Source organism: Nocardia sp. NPDC059691, from assembly GCF_042733915.1.
GTDB lineage: Bacteria > Actinomycetota > Actinomycetes > Mycobacteriales > Mycobacteriaceae > Nocardia > Nocardia sichangensis.
Map to the genome: position 1 here is coordinate 86594 of NZ_JBHWFB010000014.1, position 24557 is coordinate 111150.

General features: G+C 69.8%; 30 protein-coding genes. 18 read left to right on the forward strand and 12 right to left on the reverse strand.

What is annotated here, in order from left to right; genetic code table 11:
- The first annotated feature begins 11 nt into the window (after window positions 1–11).
- Window positions 12–764 carry a 3-oxoacyl-ACP reductase FabG gene (fabG, locus tag ACFV2O_RS28275; protein WP_379254413.1) on the forward strand — a complete coding sequence of 251 codons (753 nt, stop codon included), beginning with the start codon at window positions 12–14 and terminating at the stop codon, window positions 762–764.
- 78 nt (window positions 765–842) lie between these two features.
- Here fabG and ACFV2O_RS28280 read toward each other — a convergent pair whose 3' ends face one another.
- Window positions 843–1562 carry an SDR family oxidoreductase gene (locus tag ACFV2O_RS28280; protein WP_379254414.1) on the reverse strand — a complete coding sequence of 240 codons (720 nt, stop codon included), beginning with the start codon at window positions 1560–1562 and terminating at the stop codon, window positions 843–845.
- A 15-nt stretch (window positions 1563–1577) separates the two neighbouring features.
- On the opposite strand from ACFV2O_RS28280, the gene ACFV2O_RS28285 reads away from it, so the two are divergent.
- From ACFV2O_RS28285 to ACFV2O_RS28300, 4 genes are read left to right on the forward strand one after another with little or no spacing between them, the layout of a single operon-like run.
- Window positions 1578–2522 carry a helix-turn-helix transcriptional regulator gene (locus ACFV2O_RS28285; RefSeq protein WP_379254416.1) on the forward strand — a complete coding sequence of 315 codons (945 nt, stop codon included), beginning with the start codon at window positions 1578–1580 and terminating at the stop codon, window positions 2520–2522.
- A 21-nt stretch (window positions 2523–2543) separates the two neighbouring features.
- Window positions 2544–3119: a class I SAM-dependent methyltransferase gene (locus ACFV2O_RS28290; RefSeq protein ID WP_379254417.1), complete on the forward strand. Its 576-nt coding sequence runs from the start codon at window positions 2544–2546 to the stop codon at window positions 3117–3119.
- Between the two features lie 39 nt (window positions 3120–3158).
- Window positions 3159–3281: a hypothetical protein gene (locus ACFV2O_RS28295; protein WP_355073936.1), complete on the forward strand. Its 123-nt coding sequence runs from the start codon at window positions 3159–3161 to the stop codon at window positions 3279–3281.
- Window positions 3278–3682 (forward strand): hypothetical protein, encoded by a 405-nt coding sequence (locus ACFV2O_RS28300; protein WP_379254419.1) that lies wholly within the window; start codon window positions 3278–3280, stop codon window positions 3680–3682. Before ACFV2O_RS28295 ends, ACFV2O_RS28300 begins: the two co-directional genes overlap by 4 nt.
- Before the next feature lie 15 nt (window positions 3683–3697).
- On the opposite strand, the gene ACFV2O_RS28305 is transcribed toward ACFV2O_RS28300, so the two are convergent.
- Genes ACFV2O_RS28305 through ACFV2O_RS28315 form a run of 3 tightly spaced genes read right to left on the reverse strand, consistent with a single transcriptional unit; the run spans window position 3698 to window position 5918 of the window.
- Window positions 3698–4582, reverse strand: a complete 885-nt coding sequence (locus tag ACFV2O_RS28305) for an LLM class F420-dependent oxidoreductase (RefSeq protein WP_379254421.1) — start codon at window positions 4580–4582, stop codon at window positions 3698–3700.
- Window positions 4583–4630: 48 nt separating this feature from the next.
- On the reverse strand, window positions 4631–4831 hold the full coding sequence (locus ACFV2O_RS28310) for a hypothetical protein (protein WP_379254422.1): 201 nt from the start codon (window positions 4829–4831) through the stop codon (window positions 4631–4633).
- A 10-nt stretch (window positions 4832–4841) separates the two neighbouring features.
- Entirely contained in the window at window positions 4842–5918 is a 1077-nt protein-coding gene (locus ACFV2O_RS28315; protein ID WP_379254423.1) for an SDR family oxidoreductase, read from the reverse strand.
- A gap of 110 nt (window positions 5919–6028) precedes the next feature.
- On the opposite strand from ACFV2O_RS28315, the gene ACFV2O_RS28320 reads away from it, so the two are divergent.
- From ACFV2O_RS28320 to ACFV2O_RS28335, 4 genes are all read left to right on the forward strand, one after another.
- Window positions 6029–6655 (forward strand): TetR/AcrR family transcriptional regulator, encoded by a 627-nt coding sequence (locus tag ACFV2O_RS28320; RefSeq protein WP_355073945.1) that lies wholly within the window; start codon window positions 6029–6031, stop codon window positions 6653–6655.
- 61 nt (window positions 6656–6716) lie between these two features.
- A complete protein-coding gene (locus ACFV2O_RS28325) occupies window positions 6717–7028 on the forward strand; it encodes a nuclear transport factor 2 family protein (protein WP_355073947.1) in 312 nt (103 codons plus the stop codon).
- A 43-nt stretch (window positions 7029–7071) separates the two neighbouring features.
- Entirely contained in the window at window positions 7072–8211 is a 1140-nt protein-coding gene (locus ACFV2O_RS28330) for an alkaline phosphatase family protein (protein ID WP_379254424.1), read from the forward strand.
- Window positions 8212–8300: 89 nt separating this feature from the next.
- Entirely contained in the window at window positions 8301–8624 is a 324-nt protein-coding gene (locus tag ACFV2O_RS28335) for a hypothetical protein (protein WP_379254426.1), read from the forward strand.
- Window positions 8625–8628: 4 nt separating this feature from the next.
- Here the strand turns inward: ACFV2O_RS28335 and ACFV2O_RS28340 are convergent, their stop codons facing one another.
- On the reverse strand, window positions 8629–9051 hold the full coding sequence (locus ACFV2O_RS28340) for an MmcQ/YjbR family DNA-binding protein (protein ID WP_379254428.1): 423 nt from the start codon (window positions 9049–9051) through the stop codon (window positions 8629–8631).
- A 113-nt stretch (window positions 9052–9164) separates the two neighbouring features.
- Here ACFV2O_RS28340 and ACFV2O_RS28345 point away from each other — a divergent pair, with 113 nt between their 5' ends.
- Both ACFV2O_RS28345 and ACFV2O_RS28350 read left to right on the forward strand, forming a co-directional pair.
- Window positions 9165–10379, forward strand: a complete 1215-nt coding sequence (locus tag ACFV2O_RS28345; protein WP_379254429.1) for a transcriptional regulator — start codon at window positions 9165–9167, stop codon at window positions 10377–10379.
- Between the two features lie 71 nt (window positions 10380–10450).
- Window positions 10451–10930 carry a DUF779 domain-containing protein gene (locus ACFV2O_RS28350; RefSeq protein ID WP_379254430.1) on the forward strand — a complete coding sequence of 160 codons (480 nt, stop codon included), beginning with the start codon at window positions 10451–10453 and terminating at the stop codon, window positions 10928–10930.
- Between the two features lie 68 nt (window positions 10931–10998).
- Here the strand turns inward: ACFV2O_RS28350 and ACFV2O_RS28355 are convergent, their stop codons facing one another.
- The gene (locus ACFV2O_RS28355; protein WP_379254432.1) at window positions 10999–12552 is read right to left on the reverse strand and encodes a succinic semialdehyde dehydrogenase; all 1554 of its coding nucleotides are present in this window, start codon (window positions 12550–12552) and stop codon (window positions 10999–11001) included.
- Window positions 12553–12828: 276 nt separating this feature from the next.
- Here ACFV2O_RS28355 and ACFV2O_RS28360 point away from each other — a divergent pair, with 276 nt between their 5' ends.
- From ACFV2O_RS28360 to ACFV2O_RS28375, 4 genes are read left to right on the forward strand one after another with little or no spacing between them, the layout of a single operon-like run.
- Window positions 12829–15171 carry a nitrate- and nitrite sensing domain-containing protein gene (locus tag ACFV2O_RS28360; protein ID WP_379254433.1) on the forward strand — a complete coding sequence of 781 codons (2343 nt, stop codon included), beginning with the start codon at window positions 12829–12831 and terminating at the stop codon, window positions 15169–15171.
- A gap of 2 nt (window positions 15172–15173) precedes the next feature.
- On the forward strand, window positions 15174–15587 hold the full coding sequence (locus ACFV2O_RS28365; protein WP_355073958.1) for a roadblock/LC7 domain-containing protein: 414 nt from the start codon (window positions 15174–15176) through the stop codon (window positions 15585–15587).
- Window positions 15588–15595: 8 nt separating this feature from the next.
- The gene (locus ACFV2O_RS28370; protein ID WP_356964326.1) at window positions 15596–15970 is read left to right on the forward strand and encodes a DUF742 domain-containing protein; all 375 of its coding nucleotides are present in this window, start codon (window positions 15596–15598) and stop codon (window positions 15968–15970) included.
- A complete protein-coding gene (locus ACFV2O_RS28375) occupies window positions 15951–16550 on the forward strand; it encodes an ATP/GTP-binding protein (protein WP_355074427.1) in 600 nt (199 codons plus the stop codon). The genes ACFV2O_RS28370 and ACFV2O_RS28375 overlap by 20 nt, the downstream gene beginning before the upstream one ends.
- Window positions 16551–16613: 63 nt before the next feature.
- Here ACFV2O_RS28375 and ACFV2O_RS28380 read toward each other — a convergent pair whose 3' ends face one another.
- The 3 genes from ACFV2O_RS28380 to ACFV2O_RS28390 are packed head-to-tail and all read right to left on the reverse strand — an operon-like array spanning window position 16614 to window position 18083.
- Window positions 16614–17111 (reverse strand): hypothetical protein, encoded by a 498-nt coding sequence (locus ACFV2O_RS28380; protein WP_356964327.1) that lies wholly within the window; start codon window positions 17109–17111, stop codon window positions 16614–16616.
- A gap of 32 nt (window positions 17112–17143) precedes the next feature.
- Window positions 17144–17557: an NUDIX domain-containing protein gene (locus ACFV2O_RS28385; protein WP_355073963.1), complete on the reverse strand. Its 414-nt coding sequence runs from the start codon at window positions 17555–17557 to the stop codon at window positions 17144–17146.
- A gap of 52 nt (window positions 17558–17609) precedes the next feature.
- Window positions 17610–18083: a winged helix-turn-helix transcriptional regulator gene (locus ACFV2O_RS28390; RefSeq protein ID WP_379254434.1), complete on the reverse strand. Its 474-nt coding sequence runs from the start codon at window positions 18081–18083 to the stop codon at window positions 17610–17612.
- Window positions 18084–18137: 54 nt separating this feature from the next.
- Between ACFV2O_RS28390 and ACFV2O_RS28395 the strand changes: the two genes are divergently transcribed.
- Window positions 18138–18938 carry a thioesterase family protein gene (locus tag ACFV2O_RS28395; protein WP_379254436.1) on the forward strand — a complete coding sequence of 267 codons (801 nt, stop codon included), beginning with the start codon at window positions 18138–18140 and terminating at the stop codon, window positions 18936–18938.
- A 12-nt stretch (window positions 18939–18950) separates the two neighbouring features.
- Complete coding sequence (locus ACFV2O_RS28400) at window positions 18951–20378, forward strand: MFS transporter (RefSeq protein WP_379254437.1); 1428 nt, start codon at window positions 18951–18953, stop codon at window positions 20376–20378.
- Between the two features lie 349 nt (window positions 20379–20727).
- Here ACFV2O_RS28400 and ACFV2O_RS28405 read toward each other — a convergent pair whose 3' ends face one another.
- From ACFV2O_RS28405 to ACFV2O_RS28415, 3 genes are read right to left on the reverse strand one after another with little or no spacing between them, the layout of a single operon-like run.
- Complete coding sequence (locus ACFV2O_RS28405; RefSeq protein ID WP_379254438.1) at window positions 20728–21837, reverse strand: DNA glycosylase AlkZ-like family protein; 1110 nt, start codon at window positions 21835–21837, stop codon at window positions 20728–20730.
- 18 nt (window positions 21838–21855) lie between these two features.
- Window positions 21856–22806, reverse strand: a complete 951-nt coding sequence (locus ACFV2O_RS28410; RefSeq protein WP_355073971.1) for a M56 family metallopeptidase — start codon at window positions 22804–22806, stop codon at window positions 21856–21858.
- Window positions 22803–23183 (reverse strand): BlaI/MecI/CopY family transcriptional regulator, encoded by a 381-nt coding sequence (locus ACFV2O_RS28415; protein WP_043691105.1) that lies wholly within the window; start codon window positions 23181–23183, stop codon window positions 22803–22805. Before ACFV2O_RS28415 ends, ACFV2O_RS28410 begins: the two co-directional genes overlap by 4 nt.
- Window positions 23184–23312: 129 nt before the next feature.
- Here ACFV2O_RS28415 and dinB point away from each other — a divergent pair, with 129 nt between their 5' ends.
- Window positions 23313–24554, forward strand: coding sequence for a DNA polymerase IV (dinB, locus tag ACFV2O_RS28420; protein ID WP_379254440.1), 1242 nt, complete (start codon window positions 23313–23315; stop codon window positions 24552–24554).
- Window positions 24555–24557 lie beyond the last annotated feature (3 nt).

Here is a 24557-nt window from a genome sequence, read left to right on the forward strand (position 1 = left end):
GAGTACCTCCGATGCACCGCTTCACCGACCGGGTCGCCGTTGTCACCGGCGCGGCTCAGGGCATCGGCGCGGCCACCGCGCTGCGCCTCGCCGCCGAGGGCGCCGCCCTGGCCGTACTCGACCGCGAGGAGCCCGGCGAGACCGCCGCGCGGATCACCGCCGCGGGCGGCGTGGCGCGCGGTTACGTCTGCGACGTCACCGACCGCGCGTCGGTGCAGAACGTATTCGACCGTGTCGCAACCGATCTGGGCAGTCCGCAGATCTTGGTGAACAACGCGGGGATCACGCGCGACGACCTGTTCTTCCGCCTGACCGAGGAAGACTGGAACGCGGTACTCGCGGTCAATCTGACCGGCGCCTACCACTGTGCGCAGATAGCGCAGACGTTCATGGTGGCCCAGCGATACGGCCGGATCGTGTCGCTGTCGAGCCGGTCGGCGCTCGGCAATCGCGGCCAGGCCAACTACGCCGCCGCCAAGGCAGGCATCCAGGGACTGACCGCGACGCTCGCTCTCGAACTCGGGCCCTACAACATCACGGTGAACGCGGTGGCGCCCGGCTATATCGCCACCGCCATGACCGCCGCCACCGCGAACCGGGTCGGTGTGACGGCCGAAGACCATCAGAAAGCCGCCGCGGACCGTACGCCGCTGGGCAGGGTGGGACAGCCCGACGAAGTCGCCGCGGTCATCGCGTTCCTCGCCAGCGACGAGGCGAGCTACGTCAGCGGCCAGACGCTGTATGTCAACGGAGGCGCCCGCTGACTTGCGCGAGCCCGGACCGAGGCACCCATCGGCCCGCACCTTCGGGACTTCGCCTCGGTAGCCGGTCCCGTCGTCGGCTCACCACGGGACCGGCCCGGTGCGGTCGAAGAACCCGCCGGTGGGTCCGTCCGGCGGGAGCGTCGCCAGCCGCACGATCGCGTCGGTCCCTTCGGTGACGGTCTGGAAGCCGGAGTGACCGTTCAGGTCCGTCGCGGTGTAGCCGGGGTCGGCCGCGTTGACCTGGATGCCGGGAAGCGCGCGGGCGTACTGCGAGGTGATCATGTTCAGCGCCGTCTTCGACGCCGGATACGGCAGGCCGAGCAACGTGGATTCGATCCGGGCCGGGTCGGAGGTTCGCGCCAGTGAACCGATACCGCTGGACACCATCACGATCCGCGGCTGCTCGGCGGCACGCAGCAGCGGCAGGAACGCGTTCGTCACCTGAACCGGACCGAAGACATTGGTTTCGAACACCGCGCGCATATCCGCGGCCTCGACTTGATCCGGCAGCTTCCGGGTCCCTCCGATACCCGCGTTGTTGATCAGCACGTCCAGCCGCGCGGTGCGCTGCCGGAACTGCTCGACCGCGGCCGCGATCGACGCGGCAGAGGTGACGTCGAGCGGGATGAACTCGACCGGCGCCCCCGTCGCGGTCAGCTCCGCCGCAGCCGCCTCCCCCAGCTTCTCGTCCCGCGCGGCCAGGAACACCCGCCAGCCCAAATCCGCCAACCTGCGGACGGTTTCGCGTCCCAAGCCCTTGTTCGCCCCGGTCACCAGGGCCGTAGTCGTGTCGTTCACGGGTGCCAGCGTCACGTGTCCAAGCAACCGCGCACCAGGGCTGCCAACTCCTGGGAGCAGCGCTCCCACCCCGGCGTCGACCGGCTGCGGCATGATCGGGATGTGGATCGAACCGAGCTGGCCGCGTTGCTCCGGCAGGCGCGCGAGCGAGTGCGTCCGGTGGACGTCGGGCTGCCCGCGGGCTCGCGCAGGCAGGTGCCGGGACTGCGGCGCGAGGAGGTCGCCCAGCTCGCCGGCGTCAGCGTGGACTACGTGGTGCGGCTGGAACAGGGGCGCGGTCCCCGTCCGTCCAGCTCGGTGCTGGCCGCGCTGGCCCGCGCGTTGCGGCTCAACGACGAGGACCGCACGCTGCTGTTCCAGTTCGCGGGCGCGGCGCCTCCGCAGGAGGGCCGCATCGACATGGTGGTGCGGCCCAGCGTCTTGCGTCTGCTGGACCGGATGGCGGATCTGCCCGCGCTGGTGCTGTCGGCGAAAGCTGATCTGCTGGCCTGGAATCCGATGGCGACCGCGCTGCTCGGCGATTTCTCCGTGTGGCCGCCCACCCAGCGCAACATCATCTGGCAGCGTTTCCTCGGCACCGAACCCGGACGGGTGATGATGACACCCGCCGAGGCCGACAATGCCGCGGCGTTCTCGGTCGCCAGCCTGCGCAGCGCCCGCGCGCGCTACCCCGACGATCCCGGCCTCCTACGCCTGGTCTCCGAACTGCGCTCCCGCAGTCCACGATTCGAGCAACTGTGGAACGCGCGGCGGTCGGGGCAGTGGCGCAGCGCGACCAAGACGATCGATCACCCGGACCTGGGCTCGTTGCGGCTGGACTGCGACACCCTGCTCGTCCCGGACACCGACCAAGCCGTCGTCGTCTATTCGGCGGCGCCCGGCAGCCGGGAAGCGTCGGCCCTGGAGTTGCTCCGGGTGACCGGTGCCCAGCGGTTCACGGTGACGGAGCCCAACGGCTAGCCACCGCCTTACGATGACAACGTGCGCGACGATCCCTACTGGAATCACAACACCCGCTACCACCCCTGGCTGTTGAAGCAGGTGCCGCTCTCCGCGCGCACCGCCCTCGACATCGGCTGCGGGGACGGGCTGCTGGCGGGCAAACTGGCCGGACGCGGGTTGGCGGTCACCGGGATCGACGTCGACCCGGACATCATCGCCGCAGCCACCGCCACGACGGGCGTGTCGCTCGAACAGGCCGACTTCCTCGACTACGCGGGCTCTTTCGATGTCGTCACCACCGTGGCCACGCTGCATCATGTTTCGCTGCGGGCGGGGCTCACGGCACTGCGCGACCTGGTCGCGCCCGGCGGCGTGCTCGCCGTGGTCGGGGTGTGGAAGATGACGCCGCGCACGGACTTCCACTACTTCCCACTGGTGCCGCTCACCCGGGCGATGGACCTCGCGCACCGCGTCTCCTGGCCCAGTGCGCGAACGCGCGACCCCGTGGACGGATACGCCGAGATCCGCTCCGCCGCAGCGGAACTCCTGCCCGGAGCGCGCATGCGGCGGCGGCTCATGTGGCGCTACACACTGCTGTGGCACAAACCCGCGTGATCGTCCATCGCGAGGACGCACCCGGCTAGAGTCGTGGGCATGCCGCCGCTTCGGGAGCACAGACCGCGAAAGGCCATCCGCACGCTGCCCGACCACGCCGTGCCGACGCCACCGCTACTACCCGGCGAGGAGGTGGACGTACGGCACGCAGGCGCGGCGTGACCACCCGCGCACTCGGCGGAGTCGTCTTCGACGCCGCCGCCGTCGTCGCGTTCGCCAACCGCGCCAACTACGCCCAAGCGGTCGTCTGGGCGACGGTCGACGCGGGAAACACCATCGTCGTTCCGAGCACCGTTCTCGCGGCGGCGCGCACGCACATTCCGGCCGATCGGCTCGACCTCCTGGCCGTGCTGGTCGGCCTGCCGCACACCGTCGTCCCGTCGTTCGACCGCACCGTGAGCCCGCCGCTCACACCACTCGGCGGCGCGGCCCCCGCCGACGCCCTCGTCGCCGCGGGCCATGTCACCCGCGAGGCGGTCGTCCGCACCTGGCCCTGCCTGACCAGCCGCCCGAGACGGCTCAGGCAGATCGATCCGCGCGTCATCATCGATCCGCTGCCGTGACTCGCGTCCTGCGGATCAGCGCAGCAACGCGATGACCGGGGCGAACTTCTCCATGCTGTCCTCGAGAACGGTGATGTAGGTGATGCCGTAGCGATCACGCCGATCGCGCAGGCGGTCGGCCATAGCCTCGGGAGTGCCCATGAGCAGGATCGGATGTTCCTCCGGGGAGTCGGCGACGTCGGGCGGCAGCGCCGGACCGAAGACCTCCAGCACGCTCGCGCGCTCCTCGGGCGGCACCACCCGCTGCACGAGGATGTTGAACTCGACCTTGTCCAGCCGCGGACCGAGCAGATCCCGCACATAGGCGACGCGCTCCTCGATCTCGTCGAGCCCGGCCATCTGCAGTGGCCCGCCATTGCGCGCGGCCGCCGCGCCCGTGAAGGCGATGATGTCGGCGTGCCGCGCGGCGACGGCGAGCAAGCGATCACCCCATCCGCCGATGAGCACGGGCGGTCCCGACGGCTGCGCGGGTTGCGGCTGATACTCCGGATCGGCGAACAGGCCGCGCAATGTGACCACCGTCTGTTCCAGGTGCTCGACGCGCTTGCTCCCGCTTTCGAACGGGATGCCCGCTGCCTCGAATTCCGCCTGCACGTAGCCGGCGCCGAGCCCGAGTTCGACCCGCCCGTCAGTGAACTGGTCGGCACCGGCCACGTCGCGGGCCAGCAGGACGGGGTTGTAGAACGCGGTGTTGAGCACGAAGGTGTTCAACCGCACCCGCTCGGTCGCCTCGGCGGCCAGGATCATCGCGGGGAACGGCGCGGGCAGGCCGAGATGGTCGGCGACACCCACCACGTCGAAGCCGAGTTCCTCTGCTCGACGGCACTTTTCGATCCAATTCGACCTGGACTCGGGGACCACCATGTTGACACCGAACCGGAAGGGGCGCTGCGCAGTCACGTGTCCTGTCTAGCGAACCGGGCCGGACCGCCGTACTTCGGGGCCGATTCAGCACTGGGCGAGCGCACCCGCGGCCACCACGATGCCGAGCAGCGCGACGACAGCGGCGACCACCGGTACCGGCCTGCGCAGGGCCCGACGGACCGGGCCGGGAGCGTTGCGCGCTACGGCGTTCGCGCGCGGGGATCGACGGGCGAACCAGCGCCGCGTCATGGCGACCGTGGTGATGATCAACGTCGCGATCAGCATGCCCGCCTCCTCAGACGCGTACGGCGCGCGGCGCGACCGCCCGGGAGGTGGACTTGCCTCGCGGTGGTGCGACGATCCCGTGCTGCAGCAAGCTTTCGGCGGTGTCCAGCACGGTTTCCCGGACCGGGCGCATGGTCCAGCCCAGTTCGCGCCGGGCTTTCTCGGCGCTGAGCGACTCGGTGCGCCCCAGGGCCGGCAGGGTCAGCCGGACGCCTTTGTCGAAGATCGCTACGCCGCGCACCAGCCAATTCGGCAACTGTCTGGTCGGCACCCGGAATCCGCGCGGCCCGAATTCCTCGGTGAGGATGCGCGCCATTTCCCCCATCCACAGGTGCTCGCCCGCGCAGATGTAGCGGTTGCCTGCGGCCTCCGGCGTTTCCAGGGCGAGCCGATGCGCCACGGCGAGATCGCGCACGTCGACCGGCGCCCAGCCGACGCGGGGCGTGCCGGGCACGTCCCCGGCGAGCAGTCTCCGTATGGGCTCGTGCGAGGTGCTCGTCGTGGTGGACAGCACCGGCCCCAGCACCATTCCCGGGTTGACGACGACCAGTTCGAATCGCTCACCCGCCGGAAGCCGTGCGACGAAATCCCAGGCCGCCCGCTCGGCCAGCGTCTTGCTCTTCTGATAGGCCGGGCTGCGCTCGACCACCGTCCAGTCGGCCTCGGTGCGCAGAACGTCCTCGGTGTGCCCGGCGACGATCGCCGCGATCGAGGAGGTGAGCACCACCCGGCGGACGGTGCCCGCGGCGGCGCAGGCGCGCAGCACGCGCAGCGTTCCTTCGACCGCCGTGTCGATGAGTTCTCGCTCGTCGTCGGGCGGGGTGGTGGGGAACGGCGAGGCGACGTGCAGCACCGCGGCGCTACCCGCGACGGCGGCTGCCCAGCCGTCGTCGCCGTTCAGGTCGGCTTGCGCGAACTCCAGTTCGCCCCCGGTTCGCCGGGCCAGCTCGACCAGGTGTGCCCGTTTGCCGGTGTCGGCGAGGTCGCGAACCGTCGCGCGCACGGCGTAGCCATGCTCCAGCAATTCGGCGATGACGTGACCGGCGACGAAACCCGTTGCGCCGGTGACCGATACCCGTGTGCTCATTTCTTCATCCGTCTCGTGAAGTGGCTGCGCCGCACTCATCTGAGCGCCGCTCAGATAATCTAAGCACCGCATAGTTAGGTTGTCCAGGACACGTCGCATACGCTCGGACGGTGACGCGGACCAGTTACCACCACGGCGCCCTGCGCGACGCGCTGCTGGCCGCCTGCCTGCGTTTGATCGAAACCGAAGGGCTCGCCGCGGTCAGCCTGCGCCGGGTGGCTCGCGAGGCAGGCGTGAGCACCGCGGCGCCGTACCACCACTTCCCCGACCGAGCCGCGCTGCTGGCAACACTGTCCACCCAGGGTTTCCAGATGCTCGGAGCGCAACTGGCGGCCGCCCGCGCCGAGGCGGAAACGCCCATGGCCGCCCTGACCGCGCTGGCGAACACCTACGTGCGGTTCTCCCGCGAGCAACCGGCCTACTTCCGCCTGATGTTCCGGCCCGAACTCTCCCAGCCCGACAAGCATCCCGACACCATGGCAGCCGGCGACGCGGCTTTCGGAGTGCTGGCCGACGCGATCACGGAGTGCGTTCGCGCGGGCGCGCTGCCCGCCGACAAAGCCGACACACTGGCCGTCATGTTCTGGGGACTCGGCCACGGCCTGGCCTCGCTGTGGCTGGACGGACAGCTGGAGAAGCGCGCGGGACAGTTCGGCACCACCGGCTCGGCGTTGGTGGACGACGTGATGCGGACCTTCGCGACATTGATCGAACCCGGCGCGCCGCCGCTGCCCTAGAGTGAACGCCAGACGTTTGCTCCTCCGATGCTCCCCACACCGATCCGAGAGGACGACACGGATGACCGCGCAGCTGGATCCGACGGTGCAGGAGTTCGTCGACGCGCTCAACGCCAATGATCAAGACCGGTTTTACGCGGTGCTCACCGATGACGCCACCATGTCCGACGACGGTGTGGAGCGCAACCTCGCCCAGTGGACCGAAGCGGAGATCTTCGACAGCAATGCCCGCATGCAAGTCGAGTCGGTCGGCGACGACGGCACCGAACTGGTCGCCGACTACACCAACACACGCTGGGGCTCGATGCGAACCACCTGGCGATTCGTCCTGCGCGAAGGCAAGGTGAGCCGTTTCGAGACCGGGCAGGCGTGAACGCCCTTGCCAGCCTGCCGTCCGCGTTGACATCCTGACCTTCGTGTTCGTCGCGCCGCGTTACGGTACGGGTTCCCTGGCCGACCTGTTCCCCTCCGTCCTCGCCGGTCTCGGCGTGCCCGGCGAGGCGGACCGCCTCGGGCTGGAGCTCGACGCCGACCAGGTCTGTGTCCTGCTGGTGGACGGGCTCGGCTACCACGATCTGGTCGCGAATCCCGCTGCGGCGCCCTTCCTGTCCGGTCTCGCGCCGACCTCGCTCACGGCCGGTTTCCCGACGACGACGGCCACCAGCCTGGCCTCGCTCGGGGTGGGCGTTCCTCCCGGCGAGCACGGCATCGTCGGCTATCTGTTCCACGTCCCCGGCTACGACTCGCTGTTCACTCCGCTGTCCTGGCGGCTGCACGGCGTACCGAAGTCCGACCTGCGGAAGGAACTCGCTCCGACGGAGTTCCAGCCGCGCACAACGGTTTTCCAGCGCGCCGCCGCCGACGGCATCGCCGTCGCCCAGGTGTCGCCGCGCGATCAGGCGGGATCGGGACTGACCGAGGCGGTTCTGCGCGGCTGCGAGTTCCGTCCCCAGCTGTCGTTCGGCGATCTCGTCGCCAATGTGAGCGAGGCGCTGCGCGCCGGTCCACGCTCCCTGGTCTACACCTACCACGGCGATCTCGACCTCACCGGACACGTGCGCGGACCCGCCTCGCGATCCTGGGAGTTGGAACTCGCCCATGCCGACCGGCTCGCCGCCGCGCTCGCCGAGGAGTTGCCCGCCGGAGCGGCGCTGCTGGTGACCGCCGATCACGGCATGGTGCCACTGGACGACCGTATCGATTTCGACACCACTCCCGTGTTGCGAGAGGGTGTCCGGGCACTCGGCGGTGAAGCCCGCGCCCGGCACGTCTACACCGAGCCGGGCGCCGAATCCGATGTCGCGGCAGCCTGGCAGGCCACCCTCGGCGCGGACTTCGAGGTGCTCGGCAAAGCGGAAACCGTGCGCCGAGGCTGGTTCGGGCCCACCGTGGACCCCGCGATCGCCCAGCGCATCGGCGATCTGATCGTGGTCGCACACGGGCGGCGCGGCGTCATCCGGACCGGCGCGGAACCGCTGCAGTCCCGGCTGGTCGGTCACCACGGTTCGCTCACCCCCGCGGAGATCGACGTCCCGCTGTGCGTCTTTCGCGCCTAGCCCCTGTCGTGGTGAACATACGCCCGGGAGCGCTCTAGTCTGGAGTCCGATCGCGGCGGGCAGCGCCGCCGAACCTCAGGAGGAGTCCCATGAACGCCACGCTGTCACGGACCGGCCGAACCGGCCTCGGGATCGCGATGGTCGCCATGGCGCTCGCGGGCTGCACCGACATCGAACGCGCGCTCAACCGCGGCGGCGACACCCCGTGCAGCGAGTACATCAAGCAGGACCAGGACACCAAGCGCACGACGATCACCAAGTTCGTCAAGCAACAGAGCAAGGACGACCGCGAGCCGGCGGGGACCGTGGTGGACGCGACGATGGTCTCGGTCGACTTGCTGTGCGGCGCTCAGGCCAATGCCGACACCCCGATCAAGAACGCCGACGTCGCAGGCGTTTTCATCCGGAAGTGACCGCTCAGGGCGGCGGATGGGCGGCAAGCCAGTCCGCCGCGCGCTTACGCGAGGCCCGGGCCAGCCAGGCGTCCTGGATGACCTCGGTGAGCTCCCGACGGCTCAGTTCGCCGAGTTCGGCCGCGCGCACCAGGACCGACGGATGTCCGTCGAAATGCCGCGTGGTGAAGAACGGCGAGTCCGGGTCCTGGACCAGCGCCTGTTTGTCCGACTCCGACGGCACCCAGATCACGATCACATCGGCATAGCGCTCGCCGGTCGCCGGGTCGACCGCGTCCGGACGCGGATTGCGGAAGAACACAAACGATTTGCCCCCGACCTGGTAGATCGGGTTGCCGCGTGGTCCGTCGACGCGCGTCACGTGGGGCATGCCCGAGGCCACTGCGTGCACGTCGGCGAGGCGTGCACGTGGAGTACCGGTCGCCATGCCAGCAGCTTATGGCGTGACCGGCCGGTAGGGCTCGAACAGTTCGCCACCGTCACCGGCGTCCGCCAGAATGAGAGTGCGAATACGAGCTCACACGACGATGGGTCTTCCACGTGGCGCGGTTCCGCACCCTCACGCAACAGCGGGTCGAACTGGAAAGAGAATGGGAGCGTTGGGCGACGGCTCCGCGGGCGACACCGGAGCCACGGAACACCGTCCTGCGCAACGAAGTAGCGCAATCCTGGCGGCGGTCGTTGCACACCGTCGATCCGGGCACCACCGGCGCGCCGGGAGTGGACGACATCGGCGACCGCTGGGTCGCTTCCCCGTTGCGCGATCCGGTGACGGCGCTGGCGGGTGAACTGCGCGCCGTCACCGAGGACTCCGGTTATCTGGCCGTGGTCACCGACAGCGCGGGCACCGTCCTGTGGTCCTGCGGTGACCGCACCCTGCGCAGGCAGGCCGAGCAGGTCAATCTCGCACCAGGCGGCTGCTGGGACGAAAGCCATATGGGCACCAACGGCCTCGCCCTCGCGCTGCACACCGATCGCCCTGCCTCCGTGTTCTCCGCCGAGCACTTGGTCGCCGCCCTGCACGGCTGGGTCTGCTATTCCGCACCGATCCACGGCCCCGACGGCAGGCAGGTCGGGGCGCTGGATCTGTCCAGTACCTGGGACCGTTCCCATCCCGCGGTGCGGACCTCGGTGCGCGCGCTGGTGACGGCGGTGGAGACGATGTTGCGCACGGCCGCGCCCGTGCCCGAGCCGGGAATCCGGCTGGAATGTCTCGGCGCCGCACGACTGGTGCGCGACGGCGTACCCCTGCCCCTGCCCCCTCGGCAATTGGAGATCCTCGCGCTGCTGGCGCTCCAGCCGGACGGCTTCTCTCCGGAGCAATTGCACGCCGCCCTCTACGGTGACCGCGCGGTTTCCATCAGCACGCTGAAAGCCGACGTCTCGCACCTGCGCCGCGCGATCGGCGGCGAGATCAGCAATCGCCGTTATGCCCTCACCGGTCCGGTGTCCTGCGACGCCGTCGACCTGCTCGCCGCCGTCACCGCGGGCGACACCACCTCGGCGGTCTGGCTGTACCGGGGGCCACTGCTGCCCGGATCGGAAGCGCCCGCCGTGCTGCAGTGGCGTGATCATCTCGAGGTGGGTGTGCGCACCGCCGTGCTCGCCGGGGACCGCGCCGAGCACGCGGTGGCGTTCGGCGAACGCGTGCCCCGTGACATCGCGGTGCACGAGCACGCGCTGCGGTTGCTGCCGCCCGACGACGTGCGCCGCGCCCTGGTCGCGGCTCGGCTGCATACCGCGCTGCGCGACTGAGATTTTCCCACCAACCTCGCACCAACCTCGGCGGACCATAGTGGGTCGGTCCGAGATATCTGCGAGGAATCATGAGCTACACCAGACCGGGGGCCGGACTCCGGCATCGCCGACTACCCGATGCCCGGCTCCGTCGCCCACGCGGTACGGCGGCGCACCGAACGCATCGGGTGGACATCACCGACCGCGCCAGGGCCGTGCTGCGCCACGTGATCGACCAGCACGGGGCCGTGCTGCTGCACCAATCCGGCGGACACCACGACAGCGGATCGCCCCGCTGCCTGCCCATCCGGGAGTCCCGGATCGGCGGTGAGGACGTTCTGCTGGGCAGCCTTCCCTGGCACACCGAATTGTGGATCAGCGGGGAGCAATACGAGCACTTGAAGCACGCCCACCTCACCGTGGACGTGGCCGACGAGCCCGGCGGCGGCCCCTCGGACGCACTCGAGGACATGCGTTTCGTCATCAGATCACGGCTGCTCACCGACGAAGAAGCAGCGGCGATGGCGGCGGGCGGGCCGCCGCGCACCGGAGCCGACCGGTTGGCGTGACCCCTGCACGACCGAACCGGCGGGTCGTCCGTCCGGGTGGGCACGACCACCCGGACGGACGTCGTGTCTCAGCGCCCGGGCAGGAAACGCAGACTCCGGGCCACCGTCATCAGGAACGGCTGCCACTTGCCCTTGGGGAACAGTTTCGGCGCGTCGAGGTTCATGAAACGGGTGACCACGATCGACTGCGGCTCGGTGAATTTGAGCAGGCCGTCCGGCCCGTGGCGGCGCCCCACACCGGAGATACCCATACCGCCCATCGGCGCCCCGGTGGTGCCCCATGCCGGCGCGTAGCCCTCGTCCACACAGACCGTGCCCGCGTGCAGCCGCGCCGCGATCCGCTCGCCTTCGGACTTGCTTCCCGCCCACACCGAGGCGTTGAGACCGTAGGCGGTGTCATTGGCCAGGCGCACGGCCTCCTCGACATCGTCGACCGGATAGATCGACACCAGCGGTCCGAAGGTTTCGTCGCGGCCGCATTCCATCTCGTCGGTCACTTCGCCGAGGACGGTCGGCTCGAAGAACAGCGGACCCAGATCCGGGCGGGCCTTTCCGCCGGTGAGGACCTTCGCTCCCTTGGAGGTGGCGTCCGCGACGTGCTTGGACACCGTCTCCAGTTGCGCTTCGGAGATGAGGCTGCCGATGTCGGTCGAATAATCGTAGGCGGCACCGAGTCTGGCGGCGTTCGTGGCGGCGACGAATTTTTCGGTGAACGCCGCGGCGACCTGACGCTCGACATAGAGCCGCTCGATCGAGATGCACAACTGCCCGGCGTTGGAGAAGCAGGCGCGCACGGCCGCCCGCGCGGCCTTGTCCAGGTCGGCGCCGGCGGCCACGATCATCGGATTCTTCCCGCCGAGTTCGGCGGAGAAGCCGATCAGCCTGCGGCCGCACTGTTCGGCCAGGGTGCGGCCGGTCGCCGACGACCCGGTGAACATCAGGTAGTCGCAGGCCTCGACGATCGCGGTGCCGACAACGCCGCCCGGCCCTGGGACGACCGCGAGCAGCTCCCGGGGCAGACCGGCCCGGTAGAGCAATTCCGCACCGGCCAGCGTGGAGAACGGAGTCTGGCTGTCGGGTTTGACCACCACGGCGTTACCCGCGATGAGCGCCGGTATGGAATCGCCGATCGACAGCAGCAGCGGGTAGTTCCACGGAGCGATGACGCCGACCACGCCTTTGGGCTGGTACCGCACGGAGGCGCGGTTGAGCACCGGAAAGGCGCCCGGTACTCGGTGGCCGCCCAGCAGGCTCGGCGCGATCCTGGCGAAATAGCGGGCCGCGAACATCAGGCCCATGATCTCTTCCTGGGCCGCCCAGCGCGCTTTGCCGGTCTCGGCCTGCACGACGTCCATCAGGAATTCACGGTGCTCCACCACCAGCGCGCGGTAACGATCCAGCACGGCGGCGCGTTCGGCCACCGGCTTGGCTGCCCAGCTCCGCTGCGCGGCCCTGGCCTTCTCGAAGGCGGCGGCGACATCAGCTGCCGTGCCGACCGGCACGCTGCCGAGCGGCTTTCCGGTGAAGGTCTCGGCGATCGTCCTGCGCTGACGATCTGCGGGCGCCTCGATCGCGGCCAGCGCGCTGAGGCGGTCGAATACATCGGCTTCCGGCGCGGGCATCGTTGCCTCCTACTTGTGAGTAACCGAGGGATACGGACAATCTACGCCGCGTTCGAGGCGCGCTGAACCGGCCACGGGAGGATTTCGGGGCGTATCGGGCCACGGCCGACCGCTCAGGTGAGCCGCGCCGGACGCCATCGCCTCCCAGTTATGTGCTCCGGCAATAATTTTCGGTAGAGCGCCGCCGGATCACGAGGACGCGTGTCACGTCAACTCGAGTCCCGCTCACCGGGACAGGACGCCCGGATCGCCGGGTTCGTGGATTACGTTGTGCCGATGTTCAGAGCGAGGCTCGGGGTCCGCACCCGGATTCTGGCGATCGCGCTCATTCCGAGCCTGACTCTGCTTGTCGTCGGCGTGGGCGCTGCGAGCTATCTGGTCGCGGAAGGAACCAAAGCCAAGGACTGGGCTGCCGAGAACCAGAAGGCCATTCCCTCGACCAGAGAATTGATGGAGGCGGTCCAGCAGGAACGCTACTTGACGCTCGCGCAGCTGAGCGGCGACCCCACGGCGGCGGTACCACTCGGCGCCGCGCGGATGCGACTGGACGGTGCGCTGCGCGGCTTGGTCCAGGCCTCCGAGGGCCTCCGCGACATCGACGACTCCAAGCTCGGCGACAACGTCGCCAACTTCACCACCCTCACGCAGAACATGACCGCCGTGCGTTCCGGCGTCGACGCCGCGGCGCTGCCGCCCTCGGACGCGTACATGTTCTTCAACCGCCTGCTCGACGTGATCTCCGTCGGCACCAAAGTCGCCGAGCAGACCGCCCCGTACACCGAAATCGGCGTGCGGATCGCCACCGGCATGCGCCTGTTCAACGCTACCGAGGCGATGGCGCGCAGCAACGCGCTCGGCGGCCTGTACGTCGACGGCGCCACCGCGCCACCGGCCATTCCCGCCGAGGAGTACGTCCGTCAGATCGGCTTCTACCACACCGAGATCGCCGCGCTCAGCGCCGAACTGCAGGGCGCCGAACAGCACCAACTGCAGACGCTGACCGCGAGCCCGGCCTGGCAGCAGCTCACCGCGATGGAGAACGCCATCGCCCAGCGCGCCGTGACTCCTGCCGCGCCGACCGGCTCGAGCACATCCGGCAGCGGTACGCGTTCATCGACTCCGCCGCCGCTGCCACTGAACACGCAGGAATGGCGCAGCGCCGCCGCCGAGGTCAACCGCGGCCTGATGGATGCCTGGACCGGGCACAACCGGGCATCGCAGAAACTCGCGGAGGACAAGGCGGCCGCGGCGGCGGCCAGATCCGCGTTCGCGGGCGGCGGCGTGCTGGTGGTCAGCGTGCTGGCGTTTCTCATCGCCGTGGTGATCGCCAATCGGGTCATCCGCCGGTTGAAGCGGCTGCGCGGTCAAACGCTGGCCCTGGCCGATGAGCGGCTGCCGGAGATGATGCGCAGGCTGCGCGACGGAGAGACCGTCGATCCCGCGGTCGAATCCCCGAATCTGGACTACGGCAGCGACGAGATCGGCCAGGTGGCCAAGGCTTTCCAGCACGCGCATTCCGCGGCCGTCTCCGCGGCGGTCGCCGAATCTCGTACCAGGGAGGGCGTCAAAGCGGTGTTCCTGAACATCGCGCACCGCAGCCAGATCGTCGTGCACCGGCAGCTGGAGATCCTCGACGAAGCCGAGCAGCGGCAGGAGGACCCGATCCTGCTCGACACCTTGTTCCGCCTCGATCATCTCGCGACCAGGGAGCGGCGCAACGCCGAGAACCTCACCATCCTCGGCGGCGGCAAGCCGGGCAGGCAGTGGCGCAACCCCGTGCCGCTGGTCGACTTGGTGCGCAGCGCCGTCGGTGAGACCCTCGACTACGCGCGGGTCCGGGTGGCGCGGCTGCCCGAGGTCCGCGTGCTCGGTACGGTGGTCGCCGACCTCATTCACCTGCTCGCGGAGCTGGTGGACAACGCGACCTCCTTCTCCCCGCCGCAGTCGCGGGTCGAGGTGACCGGCAACGTGGTCGGCAAGGGCGTAGTGGTCGAGATCGGCGATCAGGGCATGGGCATGTCCGAAGCCGAACTGACCAAGATGAACGAGATGCTGCGCAACCCGCCGGATTTCGGCGTGGCGGCGCTGTCGGCGGACTCCCGGCTCGGGCTGTTCGTGGTCGCGCAGCTGGCTACGCGCCACGGCATCGCGGTGCGGCTGTCGGACTCCGACTACGGCGGTATCAAGGCCATCGTGCTCATTCCGACCGCGCTGATCGCGACGGATTCCGTCGCACCGCAGACACCGGCGGAACTCACCGATCCCGGCAGCCGACGCAAACTCGTCGCCGGTGCCGCGGTCGCGGCGGATACCGGGACGTTCGCGCAGTCGGCATCGCCGGTGGCGACCCTTTCCGCCGAACCGGCCGCACCCCCGCGCTACGGACCGCGCCCGTATACCGAGGCGCCGACGCAGGCGGGTCCGGACGGCCGTCCGGCGTTGCCCCGCCGGAGCCGACAGACCAACCTCGCACCGCAATTGGCGCAGCCGGTCCAGGAGCAGGCCGCACCCGCGCAGCCGCCCCGCTCCGCCGAGCAAGCCCGCGATCTGATGTCCGCCATCGAGAACGGGACCAGGCAGGGCCGTCGCGCTGCCATCTCCGACGAACAGGAAGGCTAGGTGTGTCCGCTTCTCCCGCAGGTGATCTCAATTGGCTGCTCGACGATCTCGTCGACCGGCTGGCCGGCGTGCGCCACGCGGTGGTGCTGTCCACCGACGGGCTGCTGCTGGGCCGCTCCAGCGGAATGAACCGCGAGGACGCCGAACACTTCGGTGCGATGTCCTCGGCGCTCTACGGGCTGGCGCGCAGCGCGGGCAACCGATTCGACGGCGGCGGGGTCCGCCAGGCGGTCATCGAACTGGACCGCGCGGTGCTGTTCGTGACCTCCGCGGGCGACAACGCCTGCCTGGCACTGCAGGCCGCCGAATCGGCCAATCTCGGCATGGTGGCCTACGAGATGAACCTCACCGTCCAGCGCGTAGGCAACTACCTGTCCACAACTCCGCGCCAAGACCTCGTCGGACATGTCGAATAGCGACCGCCATGACCAATCCGCGTGAGCCCTGGTTCGACGAGGCGGCCGGTCCGCTGGTGCGTCCCTACGCGCTCACGCGCGGGCGCACCAGCGGCGCCGGACCCGAACTGGATATGCTCACCACCGTGGTCGCGGACACCTCCGCGGCCGCACTGCGACGCAGTGAACCCGAGTACGCCGAAATCCTTCGCCTGTCCCGGGTCTCGCAGACCGTCGCCGAACTCTCCGCACAGTTGCGTTTGCCGCTGGCGGTGACGAAGATCCTCGTCGGTGACCTGATCGGCGACGGGCAACTGATCTTCCGCGCTCCCGTTCCGACGGAGGCCGGACCCGATGACCTCAACATATTGCGAGCGGTACTGGATGGAATCCGAAAACTTTGACCCGAGCGGCACACCGCAACTGGCCGCCTCGGTCAAGATCCTCGTCGCCGGCGGGTTCGGCGTCGGCAAGACCACGATGGTCTCCGCGATCAGCGAAGTCGCGCCACTGCGCACCGAAGAACTGATCACCGAGGTGAGCACCGGCATCGACGATCTGTCGGGCGTCGAGCAGAAGTCCACGACCACGGTCGCCTTGGACTTCGGCAGGCTCACCATCGACCGTGAGCTGGTGCTCTACCTGTTCGGCACGCCCGGCCAGGATCGGTTCTGGTTCCTGTGGGACGAACTCGCGCGCGGCGCGCTCGGCGCGGTCGTGCTGGCCGACACCCGCAGACTGGGCAACTCCTTCGCCGCCGTGGACTTCTTCGAGCGGCGTGGTCTGCCGTTCATGGTGGGCGTCAACTGCTTCGACGGCGCACCGCGATACACCATCGACGAAGTGCGTGACGCCCTCGACCTCGACACGGTGACCCCCGTCATGCTCTGCGACGCCCGCGACCGCAGCTCTTGCAAAGACGTCCTGCTCACCCTCGTCGAGCATCTGATCCAGCGGGCACAGCGCGCACACGCCACCACCTGATCGCGCCGCGTGTTCACACGCGGTGCACTCCCTAGGCGACTGAAAACCCCGAGAGTTCCGGGCTCACACCTGCCGCAGCCAGGCGACGAACAGCAGCGCGCCACCGGCGACGAGCACGACCGCCGCCGGAGCGGGCCACCGCGGCCCGTTCCGGCCGAGCAAACCGCGGGTCAGCCGCAATTGGAACGCGCCGAGTCCGGCCAGGGCCAGCAACCACACCGGCAGCAACCCGACACCGAGCGCCGCGTGCACCGCCCACGCCCCCGCCAATGTCGGGCCACCCCAGGAATCTTCGAGATCATCACTCGCGACGAGCGGATAGCAGACTCCGCGGAACGCGCCCAGGGCCGCGAGGAACGCCAGGAACCACGTCACCAGGCCCACCCCACCACTGAGCACCGAGTGCGACACCGACCGGAGAGCCGAGAATTTATGCGGCAGAACGGATTCGCCGAGCATTCGCCGCGGCACGCGCAATCGGGTGGGAATTCGCCGCGCCGCCAGGGGCAGCGCCCGGAGTGCGTAGGCTGCGTAGCGCAGAAGCGGCCGAAACCAGGACATATCGCCGACGGTAGCGCTGTTCGGCCCGCGATTCACCGCAGCAGACCCGCGTGCACCAGATCATCGAACAGCAGCTGATCAACGGGGGGTACGAGGGCGCGATCGGCATAGGAGAACCACGCGACCTCTTCGATCTCACTGCTGGCGGCCAGCGTTCCACGATAATCCGCGGTGTAGCAACTCATCCGCACCAGCGCGCCATCCGTCGGGCCGTGCACCGCCTCGTAGGTGCCGACATGCGCTGCGGTCTCCGGCAGCAGGGCGACGGTGAGTTCCTCCTCGATCTCGCGGAGCAGTGTCTGCAGGTCGGTTTCGGCGCCCTCGCGCTTGCCGCCCGGGATGTAGAAGACGCCTTTGCCGCGCGGTCTGGCGCAGAGAATGCGTCCCTCCTCGATGCGCACCCACGCCACCGTGTCGATCAGTTGCCGCACTCGCCCGTCCGCCACCGCCGCAGCCTATCGCCGCGCGGCGGTGAACGCGGAACCGGCCGCACCCGCCTCAGCGCGATGGCAGGAGGGAAGGATCCTTGGCGCCGGGGCCGAGAACGGGGCGCAGGTCGCGTGGTGCGATGTGCTCACCACACTCGGAGCACACCGGTTCGACGGTCGCGAGGTTCCCGCACGCGGTGTGTACGGTCTGCACCGGCGGGCCGTCCGGGGCGGCCCATTCGTCGCCCCACTGACGCATCGCGGTGACGACAAGCCACAGCGAACGGCCTTTCGGGGTGAGCCGGTAGTCGTAGCGAACCGGATTGTCCTGGTATGGCTCTCTGGTCAGTACCCCATGCTCGATCAGATGCTCGAGACGCTGGGTGAGCACGTTGCGGGCGATGCCGAGACGGGCGTGGAAGTCGTCGAAGCGCGTCACGCCGAACAGAGCGTCACGCACGATCAGCAGCGTCCACCACTCTCCGACCACCTCGAGGCACTGGGCCAGCGAGCAGTTCATGTCCTCGAAGCTCGTCCTGCGCATATCCGTCAGCATAGTCGGTTGCTTCATAGAACTCACTCGCTTATGGTGCGTTGCATGAAACAACTCACTAAGCGGACGCTCGCCGAGGAGTTCGCGCTCACCGAGACCGGCACCGCTGGGTGGCAGGCGCGCGTCGACCGGTCCTGGCGCGGCTGGACCGGCCCGCACGGCGGCGTGATCGCGGCACTGCTCATCGAGGTGGCTCGCGCGGCCGCCGCGGAACCGCTGCCGGTGCGGGCCGTGGACCTCCGGTTCCTGGGCCGCCCCACGGACGAAGTGCTCACCTTCCACGCGACCGCACGCGCCGTCGGCCGCAGCACCGTCGTGGTGGAGGTGGGCGCCGACCAGGACGGCAGCCCGGTCGCCGGGGCGTCCGTCACGCTCGGTCGCGCCATGGCGTCGGGCGTCGCGGATTACGCAGGCGCGCCCGCGCCGCGAGTGCCCGATCCCGATTCCTGTGCGCACTTCGCCCTCCCGCCCGAAATCGTTCCCGCGGGCGCTCATTTCGACATCCGTCCGGCAGCCGGGCCGCTGCCGCTGACCGGTGCGGACGAACCGATGATGTGCGCGTGGATCGAACTCGTCCCCGAGTTGCCCACCGATGCCGCGGCCCTCGCGATCCTCGCCGATGCCCTGCCGCCCGCCGTCTTTCCCACACTGCGCGCGCCCGTCGCGATTCCCACCGTGGCGTTGTCGATGCACCTGCACGACGTACCGACCGAGGGCTCGCCGGTGCTGGTGCGCACGGTGAACGCCTCGACCGGCGGCGGCTGGTCGGTGGACGACACTTCGATCTGGGATCGAAGCGGCCTGCTGCTCGCCTCGGCCCGCCAGACCCGCCGCGTGCTCGGCTGAACGGAGACGATCGTGCATTCTCCATCCACGCCGCCCAACCGGGCCACCGACTACCGGGTCGTGCTCGCCGTCGTCTCCCTCGGCGTCCTGCTGTCGAGCCTGGACCTGTTCATCGTCAACGTCGCCCTGCCGGACATGGCCGCCGACCTCGGCGGAGCGCAGATCTCGGGACTGTCCTGGGTACTCAACGCCTACGCGATCGTGTTCGCCGCGCTGCTGGTCCCGGCGGGACGACTGGGCGACCGTCGCAGCATCCGGACCACCTTCCTGCTCGGGCTGGTGATCTTCGTCGTCGGATCGGCACTGTGCGCCACCGCCTGGGACGTCGGGTCGCTGGTGTTGTTCCGCGTGCTCCAGGCAGTCGGCGGCGCGCTGCTGACACCCGCCTCGCTCGGCTTGGTGCTCGCGGCCAGCCCGCCATCGCGCCGCGCCGCCGCCGTGCGGCTGTGGGTCGCCTTCGGCGGGCTCGGCGCGGCGCTCGGCCCGGTCCTCGGCGGCCTTCTCGTCGAATTCGGCTGGCGCTGGGTATTTCTGGTGAATGTGCCGATCGGTCTGGCCGCCGTGGTGGTCGGACTGCGGACGCTGCCCGATCCCGAGGGCGACGGCGGGCGGCTGCCCGACCTGCTTGGTGCGGCGTTGCTGGTCGGGGCCATCGCGAGCCTGGTGCTCGGCCTGGTCAAGGGCGAAGGCTGGGGCTGGTCGTCGGCGCGGGTGCTGGTCGCGTTCGCGCTGGCGGCGATCCTGACGGTGGCGTTCGTCGTCTCCTCGGCCCGGCACCACAGCCCGGTGGTGGATCCGGCGCTGCTGCGCGCGCCCAACTTCGCCTGGATGACCGGCAACGCGGTGTTGTTCAACGTGGCCTTCGGCGCGATGCTGCTGTCGGTGGTGCTGTGGGCGCAGAACGTCTGGGATTGGTCGGCGTTGCGCACCGGACTGGCCATCGCGCCCGGCCCGCTGATGGTGCCGGTGGTCGCCGCCCTGGCGGGACGGCTGATCGGCCGGATCGGGGCCGGGCCGGTCATCGCCGCGGGCGGGATCGTGTTCGGCGCGGGCATGCTGTGGTGGGCGCGGGCGATCACCCTGACGCCCGACTATGTCGGTGGCCTGCTCGGCGGCATGGTGGTCAGCGGCATCGGCGTCGGGCTCACCCTGCCGACCGCCTTCGCCGCGGGCACCGGCGGACTGCCGCCGCAGCGGTTCGCCACCGGATCGGCGGTGCTGAGCATGGCGCGCCAGCTCGGTCTCGCCGTCGGCGTCGCGGGCCTGGTCGCGGTGCTCGGCTCACCCACAAGCCCGGAGGCGACACTCGACGCGTTCCGGCACGGGTGGTACGCGACGGCCGTTGTCGCGGTCCTCGCGGGTTTGGTCGGCGCGACCGCGCGTATGCCGAGACCTACTGTCGCACAGCCAGAATCGGCTATCGAGTCGGCCGTCGCCTGATCCGGATCCAAGCCCATGGCCCGTGCGTGACACTCCGCTCGACAGCGCCGATTCGAAAGCGCGGGTCGCGCCGCCAATTGCTCGGCGATCCGCGGCCGCAATTTCCGGATCCATCGCGGCGCTGTCCGTAGTGGCTGTCATCGGCCGATTCGTCCCGCACACTTGGTCGATCCCTGGTCGACGTCCGAACAGCACCGGACGCCGACCAGGGTCCCACGCGACGGGCGGTTCAGCGGCTGGGCGCTGAAATCGCCGGACCACGAGCGGCAGAATCGGCATCAGTAGCCCGTTTCGGTCGGCAGTGCGTCCTCGACAGCCTGCGACACCCTTATGCCACAGCGTGGCAACGCTACGCGACTCGCACCGTGAGGCTCTCGCGCCCGGCCGCCAGCGCCACGTGGGCGACGGCCGCTTCCAGGCCCCGCGCAGGCAACGGCGCACCGTCGAACATGGTGATCTCGACGGCGTCCTCGGCGAGCTCCCAGACACCCGCGATGCGCCCACCCACCACGACGATCGGTGAGATCCAGCCCGCGGCGCGGCTCACCTTCGCACGGTGCGCGGCAGGCAGCAGCTCGGTGTCACCGGTGCCCGGTCCCAGCACGTATTGATCGAAGGCGCCGAGCAGGTGCACCGGCGCACTCGGCGCGGCGGCGGCCAGTGCGTCGACCTGGTCGGTCGGCAGGAAGGCGCGGCGGCCCTCCACGTCGATCTCGGTGATCAGGTCGCCCAACTCGGCGAACCAGCGGCGCACCGTGGTCTTGCGCAGGCTGTTGCGGCTGAGCCAGGCGTCGAAGGTCTCCGGCGTCGCCGGGCCGTGGGCGCCGAGATAGCCGAGGATCGCCACCCGCGCCGCGGCGTCGAGATCGGGCAGGCCGGGCCAGTCGCGCACCAGGTGCGCGGGACTGGTGAACGTCACTTTGGTGCCTCGTACCGGGCCGTGACACAGCACGCCCTGCCAGGCCAGTGGTTTGAGCAGCGCACCCCAACCGGATCGCAGTTCCTCCCCCAGCCGATGGAATTCCGGTGCGGACACCAGGGCTTCGACCAACTCCTCCCGGGTGAGCACCGCGGCGTCGAGTACCTGCGCGACCGCCTCGGTCAGTGCCGCCACCTCCGTGGGCGAAGCGCCGAAGTTCTTCTGCCACGAGGGTTTCTCCCAGGTGCGCGCGGAACCGATGAGCGCGAGAACGGCGGCGGCCTGTTCTGAAGGCAGCGCGTGCAGCGTGCCGCGCATCGCCCAGGTCTTCATCAGCGCGCCCTCGTCGAGCGCGCGCACCAGCGCGCCGGATTCGGGCTTCGTGCTGCGCAGTGCGACCGCCAGTTCGGCCGCCGAGGTGACCTGAGCCTGGACACCGCACAGACGCCCGGCCACCGCTACCGCACCTTCGTCGGTCCGGGACAAGACATAGTGCCGGTCCAGCCGCCAGGCGAAAACCTGATCCCAGGTGGCCCGCATTCGCGCTCCTTCTCCTGCTCAGTTCAGCATCGTGCCCGCGCAGGCGACCAGCGCGGCGGCCAGCGCCGACCCGGCGACCGTCATCGCGATCACGCCGAGCAAAGCGGTGCGGGTGGTGGCGCGCCGAATCGCGCCGACCGGGTCGGCCAGCCGTTCGGCGCGGGCCAGTACCGCCGTCCCCGCCGCGGCCAGCGCACCCGGCGGCGCGGGCTCGACGATGCCGACGATCGCCAGCAGCCCGCCCAACAGCGGCAGCGAACCGTGCTCGTCGGCGGCCTTGTCGTCGGCGCACATCTCCAGCAGGCGGGCGATCTCGGCCGCACCACCGGTGAACAACCGCAAGCCGGGCAGTGTGGTGGCCACCCCGCGCAGCACCGCGGTCAACGCCGCGTGCCTGCCGGACAGGTGCGCGCGTTCGTGCGCGAGTACCGCGGCGAGTTGATCCTCGTCCAGCGCCGCCAGCGCGGCGGTGGTGACCACGATGGTGTCGGGTCGTCCCGGCACGCAATACACCTGCCGCTCCGGTGAGTCGAGCACGACCGCCCCGATTCCCGGCACCGGCCTGCCGACCAGACGGACCGCGCGCGCGTGGACGCTGGTGCGCCTGCGCATGTCCAGCACGACTCCCACGGCGCGCGCCACCAGCGCGACGGTTCCGGTGGACACCAGGGCCGCCACCGCGAACGTGGCCGCACGGCCGGCCGCGGCGCCGTGCGCATCCACCGGAGCCCACAGGAACGAGGCGCACGCGTGCAACGCGTCCTTCGGATGTCCCCAGTAGGTGGCGAACTCGACGGTCAGCACCGCCGCCGCGACCCCCCATGCGCTCAGCGCACCGATGATCGCGACCACCCAGGCGATCACACCCAGCCGCGGCGCGATCCCGCGATGGGTCAGTCTGCGCAGCACGGGCGGACCGAAGGCCGCCACGACGCCGCCGTACAACGTCAGAGCCAGGGCCAGGCTCACGGCACTTCTGGTGACTTACGCGCCGCGAGTCTGCGTAGCGCGGCACGCAGCCCAGCCGACTCCTCGGCGCTGATCCGATCGACGAAATGGCTGAGCACCAGATCCGAGCGTCCGCCGGAACCCAGCGCCTCCAGCATGAGCCGGGCGCTGTGTTCTTCCCTGGTGAGCGTCGGCCAATATCGATAGGCCTTGCCCGCGCGTTCGCGCGCCAGCCACCCCTTGCGATGCAGGTTGTCCATGGTCGACATCACCGTCGTATACGCGATGTCGCGCTGAGCCGACAGTTCGTCGAAGATCTCACGCACCGTTGTGTCCTCTGCGTCCTGATCCCAGATGCGGTCCATGATCACCGCCTCCAGATCCCCGAATCCACGCACCGTACCGACTCCCTCATCCGAGCTGTGCCCCGTCGTGGGAACAGGTTACCGGTTTGGGTGGGTTACTACGGAGGCAACCAGTAGATCCGCCCGCTCCGACCGCACCCTGTCGGGGCCATATGCGAACATATGTTCGTGTCCGACGCGCCCGTCTCCCGATCCGGCAGACCCCGGATTCTCGCGCGGCCGGAGGCATCGATCCTGCATGCCGACCTCGACTCCTTCTATGCCTCGGTCGAGCAGCGGGACGACCCGTGGCTGCGCGGCAAACCAGTGATCGTCGGCGGCGGCGTCGTCCTGGCGGCCAGCTACGAAGCGAAGGCGTTCGGAGTGCGCACCCCGATGAACGGCGGACAGGCGCGCCGGCTGTGCCCGCACGCGATCGTGGTGCCGCCGCGCATGTCCGCCTACGCAGAGGCGAGCAGAGCCGTCTTCGAGATCTTCCGCGACACCACACCCGTGGTCGAGGGCGTCTCGATCGACGAGGCCTTTCTCGACGTCGGCGGACTGCGCCGGATCGCGGGCGAGCCCGTCGCCATCGCGACGCGGCTGCGTGCGGAAGTCCGCGACCGCGTCGGCCTGCCCATCTCGGTGGGCATCGCTCGCACCAAGTTCCTCGCCAAGGTGGCCAGCGCCGTCGCCAAACCCGACGGATTACGGCTGGTGCCGCCGGACGGCGAACTGGACTTCCTGCATCCGCTGCCGGTCGAAAGGCTCTGGGGTGTAGGCGATGTCACCGCGCGCACGTTGCACGCGCACGGCATCACGCGGGTGGGCCAACTGGCCGAGCTCGGCGAGCGCCCGCTACGGGCGATCCTCGGTCCCGCCGCGGCACGCCACCTCTACGCCTTGTCCTGGGCGCGTGACCCGCGCCGAGTCGAGACCGGCCGGCGGCGGCGCTCGATCGGCGCCCAGCGTGCCCTTGGCCGCAAGCACCGGCCGCAGGACGAGATCGAGGCCTATCTGCACGGGCTCACCGATCGGCTCGGCCGTCGCCTACGCACCGCCGACCGGGTGTGCCGAACCGTGGTGCTGCGCCTCCGTTTCGACGATTTCACCCGGGCCACCCGCTCGCATACTCTCGCCGGGGCCACCGACCACACCGAGACGATCCTGAGCGCGGCCCGCACCCTGCTCGCCGGGGCGATGCCGGTCATCCAGGAACGCGGCCTCACCCTGATCGGTCTCGCGCTGACCAACCTCGACGACGCCGACTCCGTCCAGCTCACCCTGCCCTTCGAAGCCCGTGCCACCAACAGCCTCGACGCCACCCTCGACGACTTGCGCAAGCGCTTCGGCTCCGCCGCCGTCACCCGCGCCGCCCTCCTCACCCGCGGCGAGGGCCTCTCGGTTCCTCTTCTCCCCGACTAGCTG